Consider the following 19,518-nt stretch of genomic DNA (forward strand, 5'->3'; position numbering starts at 1 on the left):
ACAGTAAGCCTTTTTATAATGAAGCACGCAGGTTAGCTAACACGTGTACGCTCAACAAGTCCGATCAGTTGTGGTTGAACCAGTTGAGCCAGCGTAGCGGCCACGGAAAGCGCTGGCGAACATCCGGCGCCGAGGCCTGAGCAATACGCTCCTGCACCGCACGCATCAGGGTGTTTTGCCCTTCGCCATCCCACGGGAGATTGGTCAATAACGGCAGGGCATCAGCCACGTCGTCAATTGCCCAAATCGAGAATTTATTTTGCTCGACGGCCTCCAGTACATCTTTATGCAGCGACAGGTGACGTACGTTCGCCAGAGGAATAATAACACCCTGGGCACCGCTAAACTCACGCTGCTGACAAATGCGGAAGAAACCTTCCACTTTTTCATTCAGCCCGCCAACGGGCTGTACACGGCCGAACTGATCCACAGAGCCGGTGATCGCAATGTGCTGATAAATAGGGACGTTAGCCAGGGCACTTATCAGGGCGCAAAGCTCAGCCATGGAGGCGCTGTCGCCGTCAACTTCGCTGTAGGATTGCTCGAAGGTAAGGGACGCCGAAAACGGGATTTGCTGGTCAAGCTGCAGCTCTGACATCAGAAATGCCTGCATGATCATCATCCCTTTGGCGTGAATGTTACCGCCGAGTTCTGCCTTGCGCTCTACGTCCGTAAACTCCCCATCACCGACGTGAACCACGCAACTGATACGGGAAGGTTCACCAAACGCCCGTGGATGACCCGGGAATTCAATGACCGACAGCGCGTTAATCTGGCCGATCATTTCGCCTTCGGTTTCAATCAGGATTTGCTCCATCAGGATTTCATCCTGCATGCGCTCGGCCAGGAAACCTTCGCGCCATTCACGCTGTTCGAGCATTTGTTGGAGTTGTTCGGCGTTAAAGCTGTCTGCTTCGGTAAACGGCGCGACTTCACGCAGCTGGCGTGAAATCCAGGAAGGGCAGAGTGGCAGCATTTCCTGATCGCCCGTGTAGCGGACGGCCTCACGAATCAGCGGTTGCCAGGCATCGGCTGCAGGTGCTGGCAATGACTTCTCAGCGGCGATGGCATAGATCCACTGACACCAAAGCGCCATTTCATCGGCAGAAGCAATTTGCAGATTGTCTTCAAATTCACTGTAGATAGCGGCTGCAGCCAGATCCATCTCCATTTCCTGGAAATCGGCCAGCGAGTCGCGCTCGCCAACCAGGACCAGTTTGAAATCCAACGCTAATGACGGAATTTTTACCGGCAGCGGACGAGTTTCGTCAGGTGAAATCCAGTCGAAACGCCCCTGGGTCATGATTTGTTTCAGGCGTAGCCACAGCAGCGGCTGGGCAAGGACGCTACGCATCGACAGCACCAGGACGCCGCCGTTCACGCGATGGATCAGGCCGGGCTCCAACGACACCTCGCCCGCAAACTGCCGCACGCAGCCGAACAGTTGCTCCGGTTCAACCCAGTCAGCGGCAATAACTTCTCCGCTGGACGCAAAGTTATCGTCAGCGTTCCCGGCCGGGCTCAGGGTGACCCGATTACCTTCAATGAGATAATGTCCGCCGATGATTTCTTCGGCTTCATCATGGGATGCTTCAACGGCCGCGGCGATAAGATCCAGATACTCTTGTTCTTCCGGGGCTTTTATCAGCATTAGATCGACGGAAGAAACGGAAAGGTTAAGTTGCTCAATCCCGTAAACTAAACGAGGTTGAACCGCAGAAAGAGGGGCGGAGTCGGTATCATAAGGCTGTGCAAAAATTTCCTGATAGCTTTCGGTATCAGGCACCAGGGCACGCCAGTCAAGTCGATTAGTCGTCAAAGTCGCTATATTTTTTAATGAGATGTCAAAGGCGCGATTATACAAGAATCGCTCGGGTAGCACACGGATAAAGCAGTAACACAGTTTTATCCCTCTCACAGCTTTGATTTTCAGTTCAGCGAATGGCGGAAAAACTGTTATTCTGAACTAAGTTACACGGTCACACTGAGATCACAATGAAATATCAACAGTTGGAAAATCTCGAGAGCGGCTGGAAGTGGAAGTATCTGGTTAAGAAGCATCGCGAAGGGGAATTAATCACGCGATACATTGAGGCCAGTGCAGCCCAAGAGGCGGTAGAGCAGCTCCTGACGCTGGAGAATGTGCCGGTTCTGGTTCAGAGCTGGATTGATCAGCATATGAACCCGGCGCTGCATAACCGCATGAAGCAAACGATTCGTGCACGGCGTAAAAGGCATTTTAACGCTGAGCACCAGCATACCCGCAAGAAATCCATCGATCTGGAATATCTTGTCTGGCAACGTCTGGCCGGGCTTGCTCAACGTCGCGGCAATACGCTTTCGGAAACGGTTGTTCAGCTGATTGAAGATGCGGAGCGCAAAGAGAAGGTGGAAAGCAAGATGTCGACGCTTAAGCAGGATCTGCAGGCTATGCTCGGTAAAAAATAAAGCACTGAAAGCGTGCACGACCTCGCCATCGCGAAGTCTCAGACAATAAAAAACCCCGCCATGGCGGGGTTTTTGTTCAAGGAAGGGTAACTTATGCCGCAGGCTGAGTTACAACTTCTTTGATACCTTTAACTTCGATCTCAACGCGACGATCTGGAGCCAGGCAGTCGATCAGTTTAGCTTTAGGCGCTACTTTGTCACAGGTGTTGCCGGTAACTGGGTTAGCTTTGCCCATGCCACGTGGAGAGATTTTGTTCGCTGGGATACCTTTAGAGATCAGGTAATCAACAACGCTCTGTGCACGTTTTTCAGACAGTTTCAGGTTGTACTGCTCGGAACCGATACGGTCGGTGTAGCCCAGAACAACAACGGAACCATCTTTAGGATCCAGGTTGCTCAGCTGGGTGTACAGCTGATCCAGTGCCTGCTGACCTTCTGGTTTCAGGGTTGCTTTGTTGAAGTTGAACAGGACGTCAGACTTCAGAGTGAAGTGTTTGGTCTGTACTTCAGGAGCTGGAGCTGGAGCCGGAGCTACAACTGGTGCAGCTTCTTCCTGCTGGCCAAAGCGGTAGGAAACACCTACGCTCAGCATGCCGTTGTCAGGACGAACGCCAACGGTCTGTGCATCACCGATGTTGTTAACCCACTGGTATTCCAGACGGGTAGCGATGTCACGGGTAACTGCCCACTCAACACCACCAGCGAATACTGGGGAAACACCGGTGTCGTGGTTTTTACCAGCGATGGTGTTTGTAGAGTCTGCACGCCATACCATGCCGCCCAGACGGGTGTAGATGTCCAGGTCGTCAGTGATTGGGTAACCCAGTTTAGTGGTCAGCTGTACGCCCTGAGCTTTGAAGGCACCGCTAGTTACGCTGCCTTTGTAAGGCATACGGCCAAGCCAGTCGTAACCCATTTCAAAACCAACGTACGGGTTAACCTGATAACCACCGAAGGCACCAGCGCCCAGCTGGCTTTCGTGGGTGTTACCGTTGTTTTGCAGGTCCTTGTTATACCAGCCGGTATCGTGGAACTGAGACCAGCCCAGTTTACCACCTGCATACCAGGTGTTATCTTTCGGTGCGGCCTGCGCTACGGTAGCGAAGCCAGCCAGTGCCACTGCAATCGCGATAGCTGTCTTTTTCATTTTTTGCGCCTCATTATCATCCAAAAGGCCATGAGCTCTAAACCAATTTAAAGCCCAGGGTTAAATCCTTCGCCCGGGTTTACGCTCAATTGTTACTCTACCGATATATCGGTGTTATGAAGAGCAACCCTGGCGAGGTAAAGTCTACAACGTAGTTGGAAAGTTACAAGTGTGAAGTCCGTCAGGCATATGAAAAAAAACGACTTGCATACATATTTTTTTACAGAATGGACTATTTTTTGAGCGGCGCACCTATCCAATAAACCCCGTCAAACCGCCATATGACGGGACTTTTTGAATCATGACAGCGGATTATATGGCATACGTAAAAAATTCCAGGATTTCTCCTAAATTTACTTAATGATACAAACTAGAATGAATTTTTAGGCCATTTCGTGGTCTTGAACCGGATGTTCCTGTGCTGGTTGGACGCATAATAAAGCCCATCGCATTGCCAGCTTCGGCTGCTATTGTTAGCCGTAAATGTTCTTCATCTGTTAATTCTTCCGTAAGCCAGCCGATGACTACGCTGTAATTTCCCGTCTGCAAAGCTTTCACCATGGCATCAACGGTGCAGAGAGGATCTAACTGATTTGCCTGCATCACTTTTGCCAGCGGCAGCCCAGCCGCCTGCAGCCATGTACGGCTGAGTTTTTGCTGCGGCGTTAGCCATAGCTGCCAGCGGGATTGTTGTCCCAACTGCTGTAATAAAGGTAGCAGAATAAACTGCGTAACCCATGGGCTCTCTTCGCTGTAGACCACTTCACTGATTAACCCCTGTACGCTGTTATCAGAGAGAGACTGCGCCGGGGTGTGCGCAGTAACTGCAACATGACGAAAGTGAGTTTGAGCGTTATGTGAGTGCATAGTGAGTCCCGCCTAATGGGTTACTGTATACATATACAGTAATGTCTGTGCGAACAAAGATCAACCGGAATTTCGGAAAGTGTCTCGCATTTTCCGTACGCAAAAGCGACACCGATGAAATTGTCGTTGCCATTAGCTTTAACCTTACTTATTTTCAGGGATTAAGAGGATGAGTAACTAAAGAAGCTATTTACCAGTTGATATATAAGGACATATTATGAAAAAGGTGACATTTCTTAGAATTCATAAATCACGGAAATATCTTTCGTCACTGGGTAAAATCGGCTACAGACCGTTATTTGGCGGCTATAGTCTGACCGTCGACGGTGTGGTTTTTGCTATGGTGGCGGAAGGTGAGCTTTACCTGCGAGCTTGTGAACAGTGCGCGGAATATTTCATCCAAAAATCGGCCCCACCGCTGATGTACAGTAAACGGGGGCTCCCAGTCGCACTGAATTACTATCGTGTCGATGAAGAGCTTTGGGAAAATCCCGATAAACTCGTCCAGCTCTCTTCCCTGGCTTTACGAAGCGCCCAACGGGAGAAGACACAAATTAAGATACGTTCTCGCCGCCTTAAGGATCTCCCCAATCTTTCCCTGAATATTGAAGTTATGCTTCGTGAGGTGGGCATTAATGATCCACAAACGCTTCAACTCTTTGGGGCAAAACGGTCATGGCTAAAATTACGCAGTACCCGGAAAACGGTAGGTATTAAAGTACTGCTCGCGCTTGCAGGCGCTATTCGTGGTGTTCATGAGGCTGTACTGCCTGCTGATGTTCGCAAAGAATTGACGGACTGGTGGCGCCGCTATGAGCAGCGGCGCCAGCCTTATTCTGAGCACTGAGAGATTTGTTGCTGAAGACGAGAGATCTCTGGCAGAAGCGCAATTAATAACCCAATTTGTTGCAGCACCAGGGGTTCTTTTGTGTCTGCCCGAGTCTCAAGCTGCGAGATGCGGGCGGAGAGCCCTGTAAGGGCAGCCTGAACGCGTCCTTCATCGACAGGCAAGTGATGCAGTGCGTCATCAACGTAGCAGACGGCGTCATCAAGCAACATTAACGTATCGCCGTGGTTGAGTTTTTCCCTGTGCGCACCTAATGCAGAGATATAGCTGTTAAACGAGTGGTTCAGGCAAAGCAGACGGAACGCCGCTTCCCGCATCTCAGCGGAGACTCGAGGCTCGGAAGACATATTTGAAACCACGGAGGCCAGCTCGGCGTCTCTGTTATGGGCATCCCGCCGGGCAATGCGATATTCCAGGCGGTTATCACGTCCCTGATGGTACTGCTCAAGAATCGCATCCAGATAGCGACAATTGGCGTTGAACGCACGTTCAACGACCCGTGAAAGCCGGCGGAATCGCCAGTCAGGCCAGATGAAACTCACCGCCGCCCAGGCTATTGCGCAGCCTAAGAGGGTATCAATCACGCGCGGGAGAGCGACTTCAAAACCTTCTCCTAGCAGATTAAAACACAGTAATACCAGCAGAGTAATAAACATGGTGGCATGGGCGTATTGCACATTGCGGAAAGCGAAGAACAGCACGCCAGTAATGACGATCAGTATCAACTGGCCTTCGAGAGACGGGACAAGCCAAAGTAAAGGCAGGCCAACGGCCACCCCAACCAGCGTGCCGATGATACGCAGCGCTAAGCGTCGCCGGGTTGCACTGTAGTTGGGCTGGCAGACAAACAAGCTGGTCAGAAGTATCCAGTAACCATGCTGCAAACCCGTAAACTGAATAAACGCATAGCCCACACAAAGCACCAGGGACATCCGCACCGCGTGACGAAAGAGTGCGGATTCAGGCGTGAGGTTAAGCTTCAACCGCTGCCAGATATCATCGAAGCCGGTCAGCTTGTCGTCGGCCAGACGATTCTCGGGATCGTTCTGCGGCTCAGCAATCGCCTGTTCTGATTCAATGTTTGCCAGTTGCGCATCAATTGCCCTCAAGTTTGTAATCAGAAAGCCCAACGCTTTTATCTCAGACGTGGTTGCATGGCTGGCACGAATTCGGTCCAGAGCGGAGTCCAGATGAGTAAATGCGCGTTCAAACCGTGGGTCGTGCTGATAAGGGACTCGCAGCAGGATTGATCGAGAGAGCTGCTGGCAGGCATGAGATTGCATCGTTAGCAGACGCTGAAAGCGGAACATCACGTCGCTATAGCGAAACTTATCGCGTAAGGCCTGGTACTGAATATGAGACGAGCTCGCCCGCTCGTGAATATCCTGGGCTACGAAATAATAGTGAAGTGTTCGACGAGTCCCTCTCTGCCCCCGATCGCCGCGGAGGCGAGTCAGTAATGAGCTTTTCGTCTGGTTTAGCGTGGTGACTAACTGGCTGTTAGCCATGGCCAACTGGAGCATTGGAGCCTGGCTTTCTTCTTCGATATCAGGATCAAACAGTGCGGCTTTAATTTCCAGAAAGCTAGCGAGGCTTTCATAACAGCGTGCCAGGTTGTCCTGCAGGGGCCGAATCGGGAAAATTAAATGGCCTGCTAAGGTCAGCAGGTTATACCAGACGGCGCCGGCTAAAAGGAACAGTGGTTGCTGATACCAGTGCTCGTAGAGGGAAATACCGAGCATCGTGTAGATAGCAATCAGCAATGCACCAAAGGCAATGGTGGCATAGCGTTGGCCCAGCCCTCCAAGGAGGATAAATCCGCTGGTGGAGACCGTTAAGCCCACTGCAAACAGCCACGGCCAGGGAAACAGCAGCTCAACAGACGCTGAAGCAATGAAAAAGCTGACTAAAGTGATCAGTAAATTTCGTAGCCTACCACTTACCCGGTCGTCGAGATCGGCCAGGGCGGCAGCCACAACGCCAAGCGTGAGGGGGATCGTCAGCTTGACTTCACCGAGCCACCACGGCAGTGCCGCAGTGCCTGCAAGGGCAATAAATATGCGCAAGTTGTAAAGCCAGGCGCTGTTCCAGGTGTAACGACGTACCAGTGGACTTAGGGTCAGCACAACGGCTCCTTACTGGAAACGGCGACGTGCATTGGATTCGCGTGCTGCTCTTGCCACTTCGACTGGAACAACCCGGCGGCCAACGGGCCATAACGCAATGGCAGCAATCTTGAAGTTCGCAATTCCTACAGGGATCCCAATTACGGTAATACACTGCGCAATGCCCGCCATGATATGCATAATGCACAGCCACCAGCCGAAGAAGATCAGCCAGAGAACATTCAACAGGGTCCCCCCCGTATTTAGCAGCGTATTTTTACCCTGTGGATTAAGCTCATCCACATGAATGGCTTCATTGCCGTAGGGCACAAAGGAAAGCTTGGTGATTTCCCAGCAGGAGCGAGTCAGTGGCAGGGTGAAAATCAGCACAATACTCACCAGCGTGGCAAATAGCCAGGAGAGGGTGGTCAAGAAGCCACCCAGCACGAAGTTCAGAACATTAAGTACGGTACGCATAGTGACGCTTCCCTGACAGAAAAATAAAGAGTGATTAACCGCAGAAATTATAACGCGTTTTTACTCTGGAGCGTCATTCCATCGGCAGTTAAACTTGAGCCATAACTCTTACATTGGATCGGGCAACGTAATGGAACTCAAAGCAACTTCTCTTGGCAAGCATTTGGCTCAGCACCCTTATAACCGGGTCAAACTGCTGCCTGCCGGCGTTGAGGTTAAAGGCGATCGCCACGAATATCTTATTCCATTCAATCAGTTAATCGCGATTAACTGTAAGCGTGGCCTGGTTTGGGGAGAGCTTGAATTCGTTCTTCCAGATGACAAAGTGGTTCGCCTGCACGGTACCGAATGGGCGGAGACCCAGCGCTTTTTCCATCATCTGAGTTCGCTCTGGCTCAACTGGAGCACGGAGATGAGTGAAGTTGCTGCCGAAGTATTAACCGCTCAGCGAGAGGAGATTGCGCAGCGCACTCGCAAGGAGGTGTGGTTCCGGAGAAGTGATATGCAGGCGTTACAGGATAACCTCCGCGCAGCTATTTCAGCCCTCCCGCTACCGCATGCCCGACTTGGTGAGTTCGAAAATTGCCGGGAAACGTGGGCCATATGTAAAGCCTGGCTTGAACAGGGTGAAGAGCGCCGACACCAGCGTAATAGCGCTTATACCGAACGGATGCTGGAAAAATATGCCGCTTTCTTTGAGCAGGTTGAAAGTTCGCCGCTGAATCCGTCTCAGGCCAGGGCCGTAGTGAATGGAGAAGATTCGCTCCTGGTGCTGGCTGGGGCCGGTAGCGGCAAAACCTCCGTTCTTGTGGCGCGTGCCGGATGGTTGTTACAGCGCGGTGAAGCAACAGAGGAGCAAATCCTGCTGTTAGCCTTTGGCCGTCAGGCCGCGCAGGAAATGGATGAGCGTATAGCCAGCCGCCTTAATACCGAAGCGATTTCTGCCAGAACTTTCCATTCACTGGCGCTACACATTATTCAACAGGGGAGCAAAAAAGCCCCTCGAGTCAGTGAACTTGAGAGCGACACAGCGGCTCGCCATCAGTTGCTGATCGACAGCTGGCAGCAGCAATGCCGGGAAAAGAAGGCGATGGCCAAAGGCTGGCGGCAATGGCTTAGCGAAGAGCTTGAGTGGGATGTTCCAGAAGGTGAATACTGGCAGGACAAACGCCTGGCGAAGCGGCTTGCCAGCCGGCTCGACCGCTGGCTCGGCCTGATGCGGATGCACGGAGGTTCACAGGCTGAAATGATAGACAGCGCGCCAGAAGAGGTCAGAGAACTCTTCACTAAACGTATTAAGCTGATGGCGCCATTGTTAAAAAGCTGGAAAGCCGCCCTGAAAGCCGAAGAGGCGGTAGATTTCTCCGGGCTGATTCATCAGGCAATTAATGTGCTCGAAAAGGGGCGTTTTATCAGCCCGTGGAAGCATATCCTTGTCGACGAGTTTCAGGACATTTCCCCCCAGCGGGCCGCCTTACTCGCTGCTTTAAGACGGCAGAATTCCCATACTTCGCTTTATGCCGTGGGAGATGACTGGCAGGCAATCTATCGATTTAGCGGAGCAGAAATGACGCTCACCACGGCATTTAGCCACCATTTTGGGGAGGGTGACAGCTGCGCTCTGGATACTACGTATCGTTTTAACGACCGAATCGGCGAGATTGCTAACGGTTTTGTACAGCAAAATCCGTATCAACTGCGTAAGCCGCTCAATAGCCTCTCTAAAGGGGACAAAAAAGCGGTAACTCTGCTTGCCGATGACAGGCTCGATGATTTGCTGGACAAGCTTAGTGGGTACGCCTTGCCCGAACAGCGAATTTTGGTGCTCGCGCGGTATCACTATTTGCGTCCGGAAAGTCTGGAAAAAGCCTCCACGCGATGGCCTAAGCTCAACATCGATTTTATGACTATCCACGCCAGCAAAGGGCAGCAGGCGGACTATGTGATCATTCTTGGTTTGCAGGAAGGAAAAGAAGGTTTTCCGGCACCCGCGCGGGAGTCAATCATGGAGCAGGCGCTCCTGCCACAGCCGGAGGATTTTCCGGACGCAGAGGAGCGGCGTTTACTTTATGTCGCGCTGACGCGAGCACGTCATCGGGTCTGGCTTATGTTCAACAAGCAGGAACCTTCTGTCTTTGTTGAGGCACTTAAGCGGCTGGGCGTGCCCGCGGCTAATCGCCCGTGATTATTTCAGGCGTTCATTCAGATAGCGTTGGTAATCCGGAATAAGAATATCCACGCTCTCATTGAAGCCCGGAGAGTGAATAATAAAGTCTGCGGTAGAAAGGTTGGTGGCGACCGGGATATTCCAGACGGTCGCCAGGCGCAGCAGGGCTTTAACGTCGGGATCGTGAGGAACGGCATTGAGCGGGTCCCAGAAGAAAATCAGGACATCAATTTTACCTTCGGAAATTAACGCGCCTACCTGTTGGTCGCCCCCCATTGGGCCACTGAGCATGGCGTTGACTTCAAGCCCTGTTGCTCGCTGAATTAAATTACCCGTTGTCCCGGTGGCATAGAGAGTGTGGTTGGCAAGCGTTGCTTTATGGCGCTGTACCCACTTCAAAAGCGCGTCCTTACAGTGATCGTGGGCAACCAGTGCGATATGTTTTTTTACCGCAAGGGTGCGGGTTGTTAGTTCCATTCTCTTTTCCTGGGTAGTTTTAGGCTGCTAACAGATTACTAAAAGCGCCCGGGGCTGCAAGAGCAGAACGTCAAAAAAGCGAGGTATCTCGAGGCATTGCTATGGGTTGTGGGTCTCATTTGCCCAGCGTAGAAAACGCGCCCGTGTCGGATTATCGGCCTGACTGAACCAGTATCTCAGCCGTTGCTCTGTTAGCACTTCAGACTGCGCCGGTGGAAGATCTGGATTAGCCTGGGCAAATTGCAGAATACCTTCGTTGGCCATGCGGTTTGCGAATCCGGGCATTGACGCTTTTTTTTCTGATTTGTTATAGCGCTGTGTCTCTTCTTCATAATCCGTTCCGGTTGGATCGGATTTGATCTCCAAAATATCGGTTCGGATGGGAATGGAATGCCCCTGTCCGTCCTGCAGCTTAATTTGAAAGACGGCTCCAGAATGATTGGGATCTTTTAGCGGTAGAACAATATTGACCTGATCTATCTCTTTGGTGTCAAAACTGATCACCGTCGGGGGGGAAACCCCAGAAGATCGGCTGCGTGCGTTGTTTATTTTTTTTTCAACGCGCAGAACCAACTGATGAGGCCCATTATCTATTTCGATGCTGTCCGCCCCTTTAAGGAGCGAGCTGGAAACTCTTTTACCATCCAGAACCAGTAAATCCACATCGGCGGAAAGGCGCAGCGTGGTTCCCCATACCAGGGTTGGCAGCATCAATATTAGCCCTGCAAGTGGCAGACCTGCTCTCATTTCACTCTCCCTGGTGAACATGCTGAGTGGATATTTCAAAGTTTTTCCTGAGACCTGTTTATTAACATATAGACATATTTTCAGAAATTGCGCGCCTGAGTATCCAGTAGAAAGATGGCTGGGTGACGGGGTTTGGCATACACTTCAGACAACATCTTAGGGGGCGCTATGAAACAAAGTGATATCGAAAATATCCTGAAAACCACCCGTACCATTGCGCTGGTGGGGGCCAGCGACAAGCCCGATCGTCCGAGTTATCGGGTGATGGATTACCTGCTCAAACAAGGTTATGAGGTTATTCCTGTGTCGCCGAAGGTCGCGGGTAAAACGCTGTTAGGGCAGCAGGGCTATGCCACGCTTGCGGACGTACCGAAGAAAATTGATATGGTCGATGTGTTCCGTAATTCTGAGGCCGCCTGGGGCGTAGCGCAGGATGCCATCGCCGTGGGAGCGAAAACGCTATGGATGCAGCTTGGCGTGATTAATGAGCAGGCTGCGGTGCTGGCACAGAATGCGGGATTAAGCGTTGTGATGGATAAATGCCCGGCGATTGAAATCCCTCGCCTTGGGCTGGCGAAATAAGAAAAACCCCGCATCGGCGGGGTTTTTAATCAGTTACGCAGGCGTGGGGCCTGAAGCTGTTGGCGTATCGAGGCAGCCAGTTCGTCCATTGACGGCTGTTCAGGGTGCTCGTCGTCATCTTCAGAACTGAGCTGAGCTTCGGCGAGATAGGTATGAATCGCCTGGCCATCCTCATCTTCCATGACAACGTGGTACCACGGCGCCGCGCGGAGTGCGCTATTGTCGGCCAGATCGTCTTCCTGCGGCTCATCGAGCGAATACTCGGGGTCAATGTCGACCACTACGCCCAGATAGCCCAGTAAAGAATGGCGAACCTGCTGGCCAATACCGAATTTGCTGGCAATCATAGTCACCTCCCGGGAACATTACTCTGCATACGAATATGCGGGCAATTTCCGCCTTTTCAAGCTACATGACTCGACAGGCAAACCCTTTCAGATACAGCCCTTCCGGGTAGGTTGCGATCACCGGGTGATCGGCCGCCTGGCGGAACTGTTCTATAAATTGTACATCACGCCCGGCATCTACGGCGGCATCGGCGATGATTTTCTGGAATAAATCTGTGGTCATCAGCCCGGAGCAGGAGAAAGTCATCAGAATGCCGCCAGGGTTCAGTAACTGAATCGCTAACATATTGATGTCTTTATAGCCCCGGCAGGCGCCCGCCAACTGGTTTTTGTTTTCAACAAATTTAGGCGGGTCCATGACGATGACGTCGAATTTCTCGCCCTGGTCGCGATATTTGCGCAGCAGTTTGAACACATCGTCACGAAGAAACTCGGCTTTGCTGAGATCAAGCTTGTTCAGCTCTACGTTTTTTCTGGCGATATCCAGCGCGTCCTGAGAGGTATCCACGCTTACCACCTGGCTGCAGTTACCCATCAACGCGGAAACGGCAAAACCACCGGTGTAGGAGAAGCAGTTCAGGACGCGTTTATTATCAACGTAGCGGCGAGTGGCGAAACGGCTGTCGCGCTGATCGAGGTAATAGCCCGTTTTATGCCCGCCCTGAATGTCTACCAGCAGCTTCATACCGTGTTCTTCGATAGGCAGCAGGGCAGGAGGCAGTTCACCGCTGACCGGCCCCTGAGTCAAAGCCATGCCTTCTTTCTTACGTACGGTCACATCGGAGCGATCGTAAACAGAGCATTCAGGGTAGAGAGACTGCAGGGCGGCAACGAGGGCCGGGCGCTGATATTCTGCGCCGGCAGACAACAGCTGCAGCACCAGGAAGTTGCCAAAACGATCGATAGTCACGCCCGGTAAACCGTCAGATTCACCGGCGATCAGTCGGTAGCTGTCCAGCCCATCACGCTTAGCCAGCCAGTCTCTCCACTGCTGGGCCTGCTGCAGGCGGCGAGTAAAGAAGGCGATATCGATACTTTCAGCCTGATCAAAGGTCCAGACGCGGGCGCGGATTTGCGATTCAGGGGAATATGCCGCTCGGGCTAGCCATTTGCCCTGGCTGTCCACCACATCAACCGTTTCACCGAGACTGGCCTTGCCTTCCAGGCGTGCAACAGCCCCAGAGAAAACCCATGGATGACGGCGCAATAATGACTTCTCACGCCCTTTGGCTAACACTAAACGTACGCTCATAATTTATTTGCTGCTTCGCTAAGAAATGGGCGCCATTTTCCGGTTTAGGGCCGCTAATTGCAATTTATTCACGTGAAAGCCTCACAGAGTGGGTTACTGCCAAAGAAAAAAACACGGAGTTTGTTAGACTTAGAACTGTTTTGAGCGTTCAGGCGGAGGCAATGATGAGTTCAGACAAGCAGTGCGTGAAGTGTTGGGTACACGGCATGGTTCAGGGCGTGGGCTTTCGTTACAGCACTCAGCGTGAGGGGGAAAAGCTTGGCTTAACCGGCTATGCCCGTAACCTGGATGATGGCAGCGTGGAGGTGGTGGCCTGCGGAGAGGCGGAGCAGGTTGAAAAGCTGCTGGCGTGGCTAAAAGCCGGCGGGCCACGTAGCGCCAGGGTTGATAAAGTTCTGACTGAACCGTATCAACCCGAACGCGAATGGATCAACTTTGGTATCCGCTACTAGATACACTTCACCGGTTTTGGCAGGCCAGCGATTTTTGTGGCCTGTTTGGCGGGGCCTTTCGGGAACAGGCGATAAAGATAACGGCTGTTGCCTTTCTCTTCGCCGAACTTGTTCGCCATAGCCTTAACCAGCATGCGAATGGCCGGGGAGGTATTAAACTCCAGATAAAACTCGCGTACGAAGCGAACCACTTCCCAGTGCTCTACCGCCAGGGTAATGCCTTCTTTGGCGGCAATCTCTTCCGCCAGCGGCTCGCTCCACTCCTGGCTATTTTTCAGGTAGCCATCGGCATCTGTCTCTATTTCTCTGCCTTCAAAGGTCAACATAGTTATCCGCTATTTACGTCAAATCGGGCGAAGTGTAGCAAATTTTCTCTGTGGGCTTAAGGGCGGAATGCGGCAGGATTGAGGGCAAAAAAAAGAGAATGCACAAGGCATTCTCTTTTAGGGATTACGGCATCAGTTAGTCGCGGCTGGCAAAACCAAGGATGCTCAGCAGGCTAACGAAGATGTTGTAAAGAGAAACATACAGGCTTACGGTCGCGCGGATGTAGTTTGTTTCACCGCCGCGGATAATGTTGCTGGTCTCAAACAGGATGGCGCCAGAAGAGATCAGGATAAACACCGCGCTAATCGCCAGGTGCAGAGCCGGGAGCTGCAGGAAGATGTTTGCCACCATACCAATCAGCACAACCACCACGCCCGCCATCAGCATGCCGCCGAGGAAGGACATGTCTTTACGGGTTGACAGCACATAAGCAGAGCAGCTAAAGAAGACCAGTGCGGTACCACCCAGCGCCAGGCCAATAACATCACCCATGCCTGCGGACAGATACGCATTCAGCATTGGCCCCAGGATATAGCCCAGGAAGCCGGTAAAGGCGAATGCAGACAAAATGCCCACTGGTTTATCCGCAGTTTTGTAGGTCAGGAACATCAGGCCGTACATACCGACCAGCGTCAGAATCAGCCCTGGAGAAGGCAGCATCAGTACGGTGCTGGCGGTTGCCGTCAACGCGGAAAATGCCAGCGTTAAACTCAGCAGGAAATAGGTATTACGTAGCACCTTGTGGGTGCTGAGCAGTGACGAACGGTCACGCGAGGAGGTAATAATGCGATCCATTCTAAACTCTCTCTTTTACAGGTGTTTTATGGTCATGAGCATAATGCCCGCCTTTATTAGACAAAAGCCTTTTTACCCATCTTTACCTCGTGCAGTTTATCACATTGTAAAAAATTAATGCCATAACACCCACTTATAGGTGGCTGAAAAATATTGCTTTATTTCCTAAAGCCGACTAAGAGTGTTAGCCGTACCGTCGTTAAATAACATTAATAAGGCGTGGGTCATGAAAGCAAACAACAACACATTCTCAAAATCATTGGTTGCTCTGGGTCTGCTCAGCGCTATTTCCAGCGCATGGGCAGCAGACGTTCCGCCAGGAACCGAGCTTGCAGCCAAACAGGAGCTGGTACGTAACAACGGCAGTGAACCGGCGTCGCTGGATCCCCACAAAGTGGAGAGCGACGTTGAAAGTAATATTATCGGCGACTTTTTTGACGGCCTGATTCGCGTCAAAAACGATGGTTCTATCGAACCTCATCTCGCCGAAAAATGGGATAACCAGGACAACAAAGTCTGGACATTCCATCTGCGTCCGGGGATTAAGTGGTCCAACGGTGAACCTATCACTGCGCAGGACGTGGTCTGGAGCTGGAAGCGTTTAGTCGATCCTAAAACGGGCTCCCCTTACGCAACTTATCCCGGCACGATGCATATCGAAAATGCCAATGACATTGCCGAAGGCAAAAAGCCGGTCGATAGCCTGGGTGTGAAGGCGCTGGATGCCAACACCGTTCAGGTGACGCTGGACCAGCCAACGTCGGCCTTCCTGCTGATGCTTGGCCATACGTCTATGGTACCGGTGAGCGAAGCTGCGGTAGAAAAATTTGGGGATAAATGGACCCAGCCGGCCAACTTCGTGAGCAGCGGTCCGTATAAGCTGTCGCAGTGGGTGGTGAACGAGAAAGTCGTCGGCGAGCGTAATAAGCAGTACTGGGACGATGCTCATACGGTGATTAATAAGGTGACTTATCTGCCTGTGACTTCCGGTACAGCAGATATAAACCGCTATAAAGCGGGTGAGATCGACATCACCTATACCGTGCCGGAAACGCTCTTTGCCTCACTGAAAAAATCGATTCCGGACCAGGTCCATATCACGCCTTATCTGTCCACTTACTATTATGAATTCAATACCACCAAAGCGCCGTTTAACGATCCACGCGTTCGTCTGGCATTAAACCTGGCGCTGGATAAAGATATCATCGCCGGTAAGGTGTTAGGGCAGGGGCAAAAGCCTGCGTGGCTGGTGAGCCAACCTAAAATTGGCGGGATAACGCTTAAGCCTGCGGAGTACGGTAGCTGGAGCCACGATAAGCGTGTCGCTGAGGCGAAGAAATTGCTGGCAGAGGCGGGCTTTAACGATTCTCATCCGCTGCAGTTCAACCTGCTTTATAACACCTCGGAATCTCACCAGCGCATTGCCATTGCGGCCAGTTCAATGTGGAAGAAGAACATCGGCGTCGAGGCGAAGCTCCAAAACCAGGAATGGAAAACCATGCTGGATACCAAACGTACCGGCAATTATGACCTGGTGCGCTACGGCTGGATTGCCGACTACGATGATGCGGCGACCTACCTGAATAACTTCCGTACCGGCGATAGCCAGAACAGTTCCAAATACAGCAATCCTGCCTACGATGAGATCATCGCTAAGGCTTCACAGGCCACCACCCAGGAAGAACGTGCGAAGTACTATCAGCAGGCCGAAGATATTCTTGCGAAAGACGTCCCGACCATCCCTATCTACCACTATGTGAAGGTTCAACTGGTGAAACCTTACGTAGGAGGTTATGCACCGAGCACGCTGGGCAAATATTTAACCCAGGATCTCTACATCAAAAAGCACTAATGCTGACGCTGCCCTCTCCGGAGGGCAGAAAAGCGGCTTGAAACTGAGCATGTTGCTGCTGTTTCAGGCAAATAACACAAATATGATGAAATTTCAGGCGATTGAACAAAATCGTGCTTTACATGAAGTATGGGTATGTTTATAGTTCGCCTCGTTGGAAGTGTGGCCGAGCGGTTGAAGGCACCGGTCTTGAAAACCGGCGACCCGAAAGGGTTCCAGAGTTCGAATCTCTGCGCTTCCGCCAACATTCGAAGGGGTTGCCGAAAAGCGACCCCTTTTGTTTTTGGGGTGTTGGTATATTCACTTGGTATATTCTTGTTCTTAGCCCTCTCATTTTCTCTCTGTTTTGCTCAGTACCGGTGCTGCGAGTGTTGGTGAAATTTTCACTTTTCGGTCATACGTCGTAACCTGACTTTCCGTTTTATGGCCTGAGAAGAGTTGCTTGTCTCTGCTGCTCCCTTCGTAATCTGAAATAGCCTTGGCCTTAATGTCGTGGAATATTCCAGGCACAGCGTGGCCCAGTTTTAAAGCTGCGGCTTTCTTTGCCTTATTCCACCAGGTGTTGAACGTTTTCTTATTCATGGCGCCCCCTGATGGCCCTACATATGAGATATAAATTTTTCCTTTTGGCTATCCTGTGCATCAGTCTGGCAGGCTGCACGACACTTTATTACCGATAACCATTATGAGAAAGCTAATACCTGCTGTTGTGCTGCTGCTAAGTGGCTGCATAAATGTCTATGGGCCAGTAAAGCCAGGCGCTCAGGGAGACTCTACTCAACCAAAAGCTCCGGGTATGGTGACCTGCTCCCCGTTGATTAATCCACGCCTAGATTAATCTTAGTAAATAAATGGAGCACTGAGATCGATTAGCAGAAACAGGCATCAGCCACTCTGCCAGAGTTAGGGGATTTGGGGCACGGACGGTTAGTACTAAGCGCAAGACAGTGCATGTGAGACGCTTACATATCGGATTACTGACTGATTGAACTGGAGTCTCTTCCCTTCGCTAACAAAAGCCGCATTTCTGCGGCCTCTATTTACTCTAACGCCTTGCATGCGGGCGCGTATCACTGCACCGGCATTGCATAACCACCGATGATAAACCATGCCAGTAGCAATACAGCAGAAACGATGATGGCAACTGGGAACAGATATCCTATTTTCATGGGCTGTGACTTCCTGTTAGTTGTTATGGCTACTGGCGCTATTCTGGTTTCTCGTCAGTCTATTATGCTTTGAAATTGTATAGATAAATGGGAGAGGGAATAACCTGGCGATTTAATCAGTGTGAGGCGCTACTGCCATATAGACGGCTGTCACGCCACGGATGAGGATGTTCATCGCCTGTTCACCCATGTGCGCTTTCTGCAGGCATTAGCATAGATGTATACAATTTGTCCCATAGCCGTTTAAGGATTGTCAAATTAAGTGGGAGGCGAGGTTTGGCAATATGTGTTTCATCAAACGTTTTAGCACCAACCCATGATCAGTCGGCAGAAAAATTCACAGTAAGGCAATCGGTATTAATAGCCATTTTGCCTGAATCCAACAGGCGATGTGAGCAGGCAATCAGAAGTAAAACATTGTTCCCGAACATTATGATTAACGGATTACTGATAACTCGGGCTCCAGCAAAAGACTCATATCAAAACCAGTTATCCTAAAACCAAACTCTTTATATAAATTTAAAGCCCTTTGGTTGTCCGGTGATACTCTTAGCTCCACCTCAAACGCACCCTGACTAGCCAACTCATTCAGGAACGCACGGATAAAATCCCTGCCCATTCCCTTCCCCTGAAATTCTGGAATAAGCATTATATCTGATAAAAAAGCTGAGTTATCTTCCAGGCTGAACCACAGATATCCCACAGCCTGACTGTCATGTTCATAAGTTCTAAAGTGGTTATTTGGAGTAAGCATACCCGCAGGCAAAGCTGTTTTAAATGATTTCGACGCCTCTACTTGAGCTTTTTTACGGCTGTACCGATGATTTGTCATCAGGTCTTCAACATAGTCATTTGAAGATAGGTCTGCCCAGAGGTCAAACTCGTCGCAACGCATGGGCCTATAAATTGATTTAAGGATTTTTAATGGTTTTGTTTTCAATCTACTGTCTCACTCTTACTAATTAAGCAAACTCAGTACTACTCTACCGACTTAACCATCTATCCACTATGAAAAAATGTAACATATAGCTTTGCCAACTTAACGTAATCCTGCTGACGCCGAAGTCTGCTCCTGGATCATAGCGGACCTCAGCGGTATCAAAAGAGTTACCATTGAGGTTTTCCACTAGCAATAGGATGTTGAATACACTGAGGTAAAAAATAGGATTAATGGCTAAATGTTCTCCCCAAAACTAGAAATAACGATAGCGATTTCGGCAAGTTTGTGCATGATGATTTGGGCGTAAAACCAAAAGCTGGTTGTCAGTAATGGTTAATAAAAACATCATCTTATGATGATTTTTGTATGTAGTGCTGCGTCATTAGTATCGTCCTAGGCCACGAATATGAACTAGGTATATCAAGTCACACAAAGTCAGTAGTAAGGATCTGGTTTTCAGTTATTATTTGGTCTGCATGAGAGTCTGAACCTGCGACCCCCGACCCCCGACCCCCGACCC

19 protein-coding genes, 1 tRNA gene and 1 pseudogene are annotated in these 19,518 nt (G+C 50.8%); 7 read left to right on the top strand and 14 right to left on the bottom strand.

The annotated features are described in order from the left end of the window. Window positions 1-64 precede the first annotated feature (64 nt). Window positions 65-1,819 (bottom strand): AAA family ATPase, encoded by a 1,755-nt coding sequence (locus tag A936_RS20675; RefSeq protein ID WP_008461250.1) that lies wholly within the window; start codon window positions 1,817-1,819, stop codon window positions 65-67. 176 nt (window positions 1,820-1,995) lie between these two features. On the opposite strand from A936_RS20675, the gene matP reads away from it, so the two are divergent. Next, entirely contained in the window at window positions 1,996-2,448 is a 453-nt protein-coding gene (gene matP / locus A936_RS20680; RefSeq protein ID WP_008461251.1) for a macrodomain Ter protein MatP, read from the top strand. 91 nt (window positions 2,449-2,539) lie between these two features. On the opposite strand, the gene ompA is transcribed toward matP, so the two are convergent. Together ompA and sulA are read right to left on the bottom strand one after the other, a co-directional pair. Further along, the gene (gene ompA / locus A936_RS20685; protein ID WP_008461252.1) at window positions 2,540-3,595 is read right to left on the bottom strand and encodes a porin OmpA; all 1,056 of its coding nucleotides are present in this window, start codon (window positions 3,593-3,595) and stop codon (window positions 2,540-2,542) included. A gap of 357 nt (window positions 3,596-3,952) precedes the next feature. After that, window positions 3,953-4,462, bottom strand: a complete 510-nt coding sequence (gene sulA, locus A936_RS20690) for an SOS-induced cell division inhibitor SulA (RefSeq protein ID WP_008461253.1) — start codon at window positions 4,460-4,462, stop codon at window positions 3,953-3,955. A 217-nt stretch (window positions 4,463-4,679) separates the two neighbouring features. On the opposite strand from sulA, the gene A936_RS20695 reads away from it, so the two are divergent. After that, window positions 4,680-5,309 carry a TfoX/Sxy family DNA transformation protein gene (locus A936_RS20695; RefSeq protein ID WP_008461254.1) on the top strand — a complete coding sequence of 210 codons (630 nt, stop codon included), beginning with the start codon at window positions 4,680-4,682 and terminating at the stop codon, window positions 5,307-5,309. On the opposite strand, the gene yccS is transcribed toward A936_RS20695, so the two are convergent. Both yccS and A936_RS20705 read right to left on the bottom strand, forming a co-directional pair. Continuing rightward, entirely contained in the window at window positions 5,294-7,432 is a 2,139-nt protein-coding gene (yccS, locus tag A936_RS20700; RefSeq protein ID WP_085938927.1) for a YccS family putative transporter, read from the bottom strand. The genes A936_RS20695 and yccS overlap by 16 nt on opposite strands. Before the next feature lie 12 nt (window positions 7,433-7,444). Continuing rightward, window positions 7,445-7,891 (bottom strand): YccF domain-containing protein, encoded by a 447-nt coding sequence (locus A936_RS20705; protein ID WP_008461256.1) that lies wholly within the window; start codon window positions 7,889-7,891, stop codon window positions 7,445-7,447. A 130-nt stretch (window positions 7,892-8,021) separates the two neighbouring features. Here A936_RS20705 and helD point away from each other — a divergent pair, with 130 nt between their 5' ends. Next, window positions 8,022-10,076, top strand: coding sequence for a DNA helicase IV (gene helD, locus A936_RS20710; RefSeq protein WP_008461257.1), 2,055 nt, complete (start codon window positions 8,022-8,024; stop codon window positions 10,074-10,076). On the opposite strand, the gene mgsA is transcribed toward helD, so the two are convergent. Both mgsA and csgI read right to left on the bottom strand, forming a co-directional pair. Further along, window positions 10,077-10,535, bottom strand: coding sequence for a methylglyoxal synthase (gene mgsA, locus A936_RS20715; protein WP_008461260.1), 459 nt, complete (start codon window positions 10,533-10,535; stop codon window positions 10,077-10,079). 99 nt (window positions 10,536-10,634) lie between these two features. Further along, window positions 10,635-11,282 (bottom strand): curli synthesis inhibitor, encoded by a 648-nt coding sequence (csgI, locus tag A936_RS20720; RefSeq protein ID WP_034810053.1) that lies wholly within the window; start codon window positions 11,280-11,282, stop codon window positions 10,635-10,637. Between the two features lie 168 nt (window positions 11,283-11,450). Here csgI and A936_RS20725 point away from each other — a divergent pair, with 168 nt between their 5' ends. Next, complete coding sequence (locus tag A936_RS20725) at window positions 11,451-11,864, top strand: CoA-binding protein (RefSeq protein WP_008461263.1); 414 nt, start codon at window positions 11,451-11,453, stop codon at window positions 11,862-11,864. 29 nt (window positions 11,865-11,893) lie between these two features. Here A936_RS20725 and hspQ read toward each other — a convergent pair whose 3' ends face one another. Together hspQ and rlmI are read right to left on the bottom strand one after the other, a co-directional pair. Next, entirely contained in the window at window positions 11,894-12,211 is a 318-nt protein-coding gene (gene hspQ, locus A936_RS20730; protein WP_008461265.1) for a heat shock protein HspQ, read from the bottom strand. 61 nt (window positions 12,212-12,272) lie between these two features. Next, window positions 12,273-13,463, bottom strand: coding sequence for a 23S rRNA (cytosine(1962)-C(5))-methyltransferase RlmI (rlmI, locus tag A936_RS20735; RefSeq protein WP_008461267.1), 1,191 nt, complete (start codon window positions 13,461-13,463; stop codon window positions 12,273-12,275). A 161-nt stretch (window positions 13,464-13,624) separates the two neighbouring features. On the opposite strand from rlmI, the gene yccX reads away from it, so the two are divergent. Then, entirely contained in the window at window positions 13,625-13,915 is a 291-nt protein-coding gene (gene yccX / locus A936_RS20740) for an acylphosphatase (protein ID WP_008461269.1), read from the top strand. Here yccX and tusE read toward each other — a convergent pair. Further along, on the bottom strand, window positions 13,912-14,241 hold the full coding sequence (tusE, locus tag A936_RS20745; RefSeq protein WP_008461270.1) for a sulfurtransferase TusE: 330 nt from the start codon (window positions 14,239-14,241) through the stop codon (window positions 13,912-13,914). The two genes, yccX and tusE, sit on opposite strands and share 4 nt — an antisense overlap. Window positions 14,242-14,377: 136 nt before the next feature. Beyond that, complete coding sequence (yccA, locus tag A936_RS20750) at window positions 14,378-15,037, bottom strand: FtsH protease modulator YccA (protein WP_008461272.1); 660 nt, start codon at window positions 15,035-15,037, stop codon at window positions 14,378-14,380. A 226-nt stretch (window positions 15,038-15,263) separates the two neighbouring features. Here yccA and A936_RS20755 point away from each other — a divergent pair, with 226 nt between their 5' ends. Then, window positions 15,264-16,889, top strand: coding sequence for an ABC transporter substrate-binding protein (locus A936_RS20755; RefSeq protein WP_008461274.1), 1,626 nt, complete (start codon window positions 15,264-15,266; stop codon window positions 16,887-16,889). Between the two features lie 156 nt (window positions 16,890-17,045). Further along, window positions 17,046-17,133 (top strand) — tRNA-Ser (locus tag A936_RS20760). Between the two features lie 86 nt (window positions 17,134-17,219). On the opposite strand, the pseudogene A936_RS20765 reads toward A936_RS20760, so the two are convergent. From A936_RS20765 to A936_RS20775, 3 genes and pseudogenes are all read right to left on the bottom strand, one after another. Then, a pseudogene (locus tag A936_RS20765) lies at window positions 17,220-17,480 on the bottom strand (site-specific integrase); the annotation flags it as partial. A 479-nt stretch (window positions 17,481-17,959) separates the two neighbouring features. After that, entirely contained in the window at window positions 17,960-18,058 is a 99-nt protein-coding gene (locus A936_RS23545) for a YoaK family small membrane protein (protein ID WP_034810062.1), read from the bottom strand. Between the two features lie 436 nt (window positions 18,059-18,494). Next, a complete protein-coding gene (locus tag A936_RS20775; protein WP_034810064.1) occupies window positions 18,495-18,998 on the bottom strand; it encodes a GNAT family N-acetyltransferase in 504 nt (167 codons plus the stop codon). Window positions 18,999-19,518 lie beyond the last annotated feature (520 nt).

The sequence above is a fragment of the Enterobacter sp. Ag1 genome (genome assembly GCA_000277545.1).
Lineage (GTDB): Bacteria > Pseudomonadota > Gammaproteobacteria > Enterobacterales > Enterobacteriaceae > Cedecea.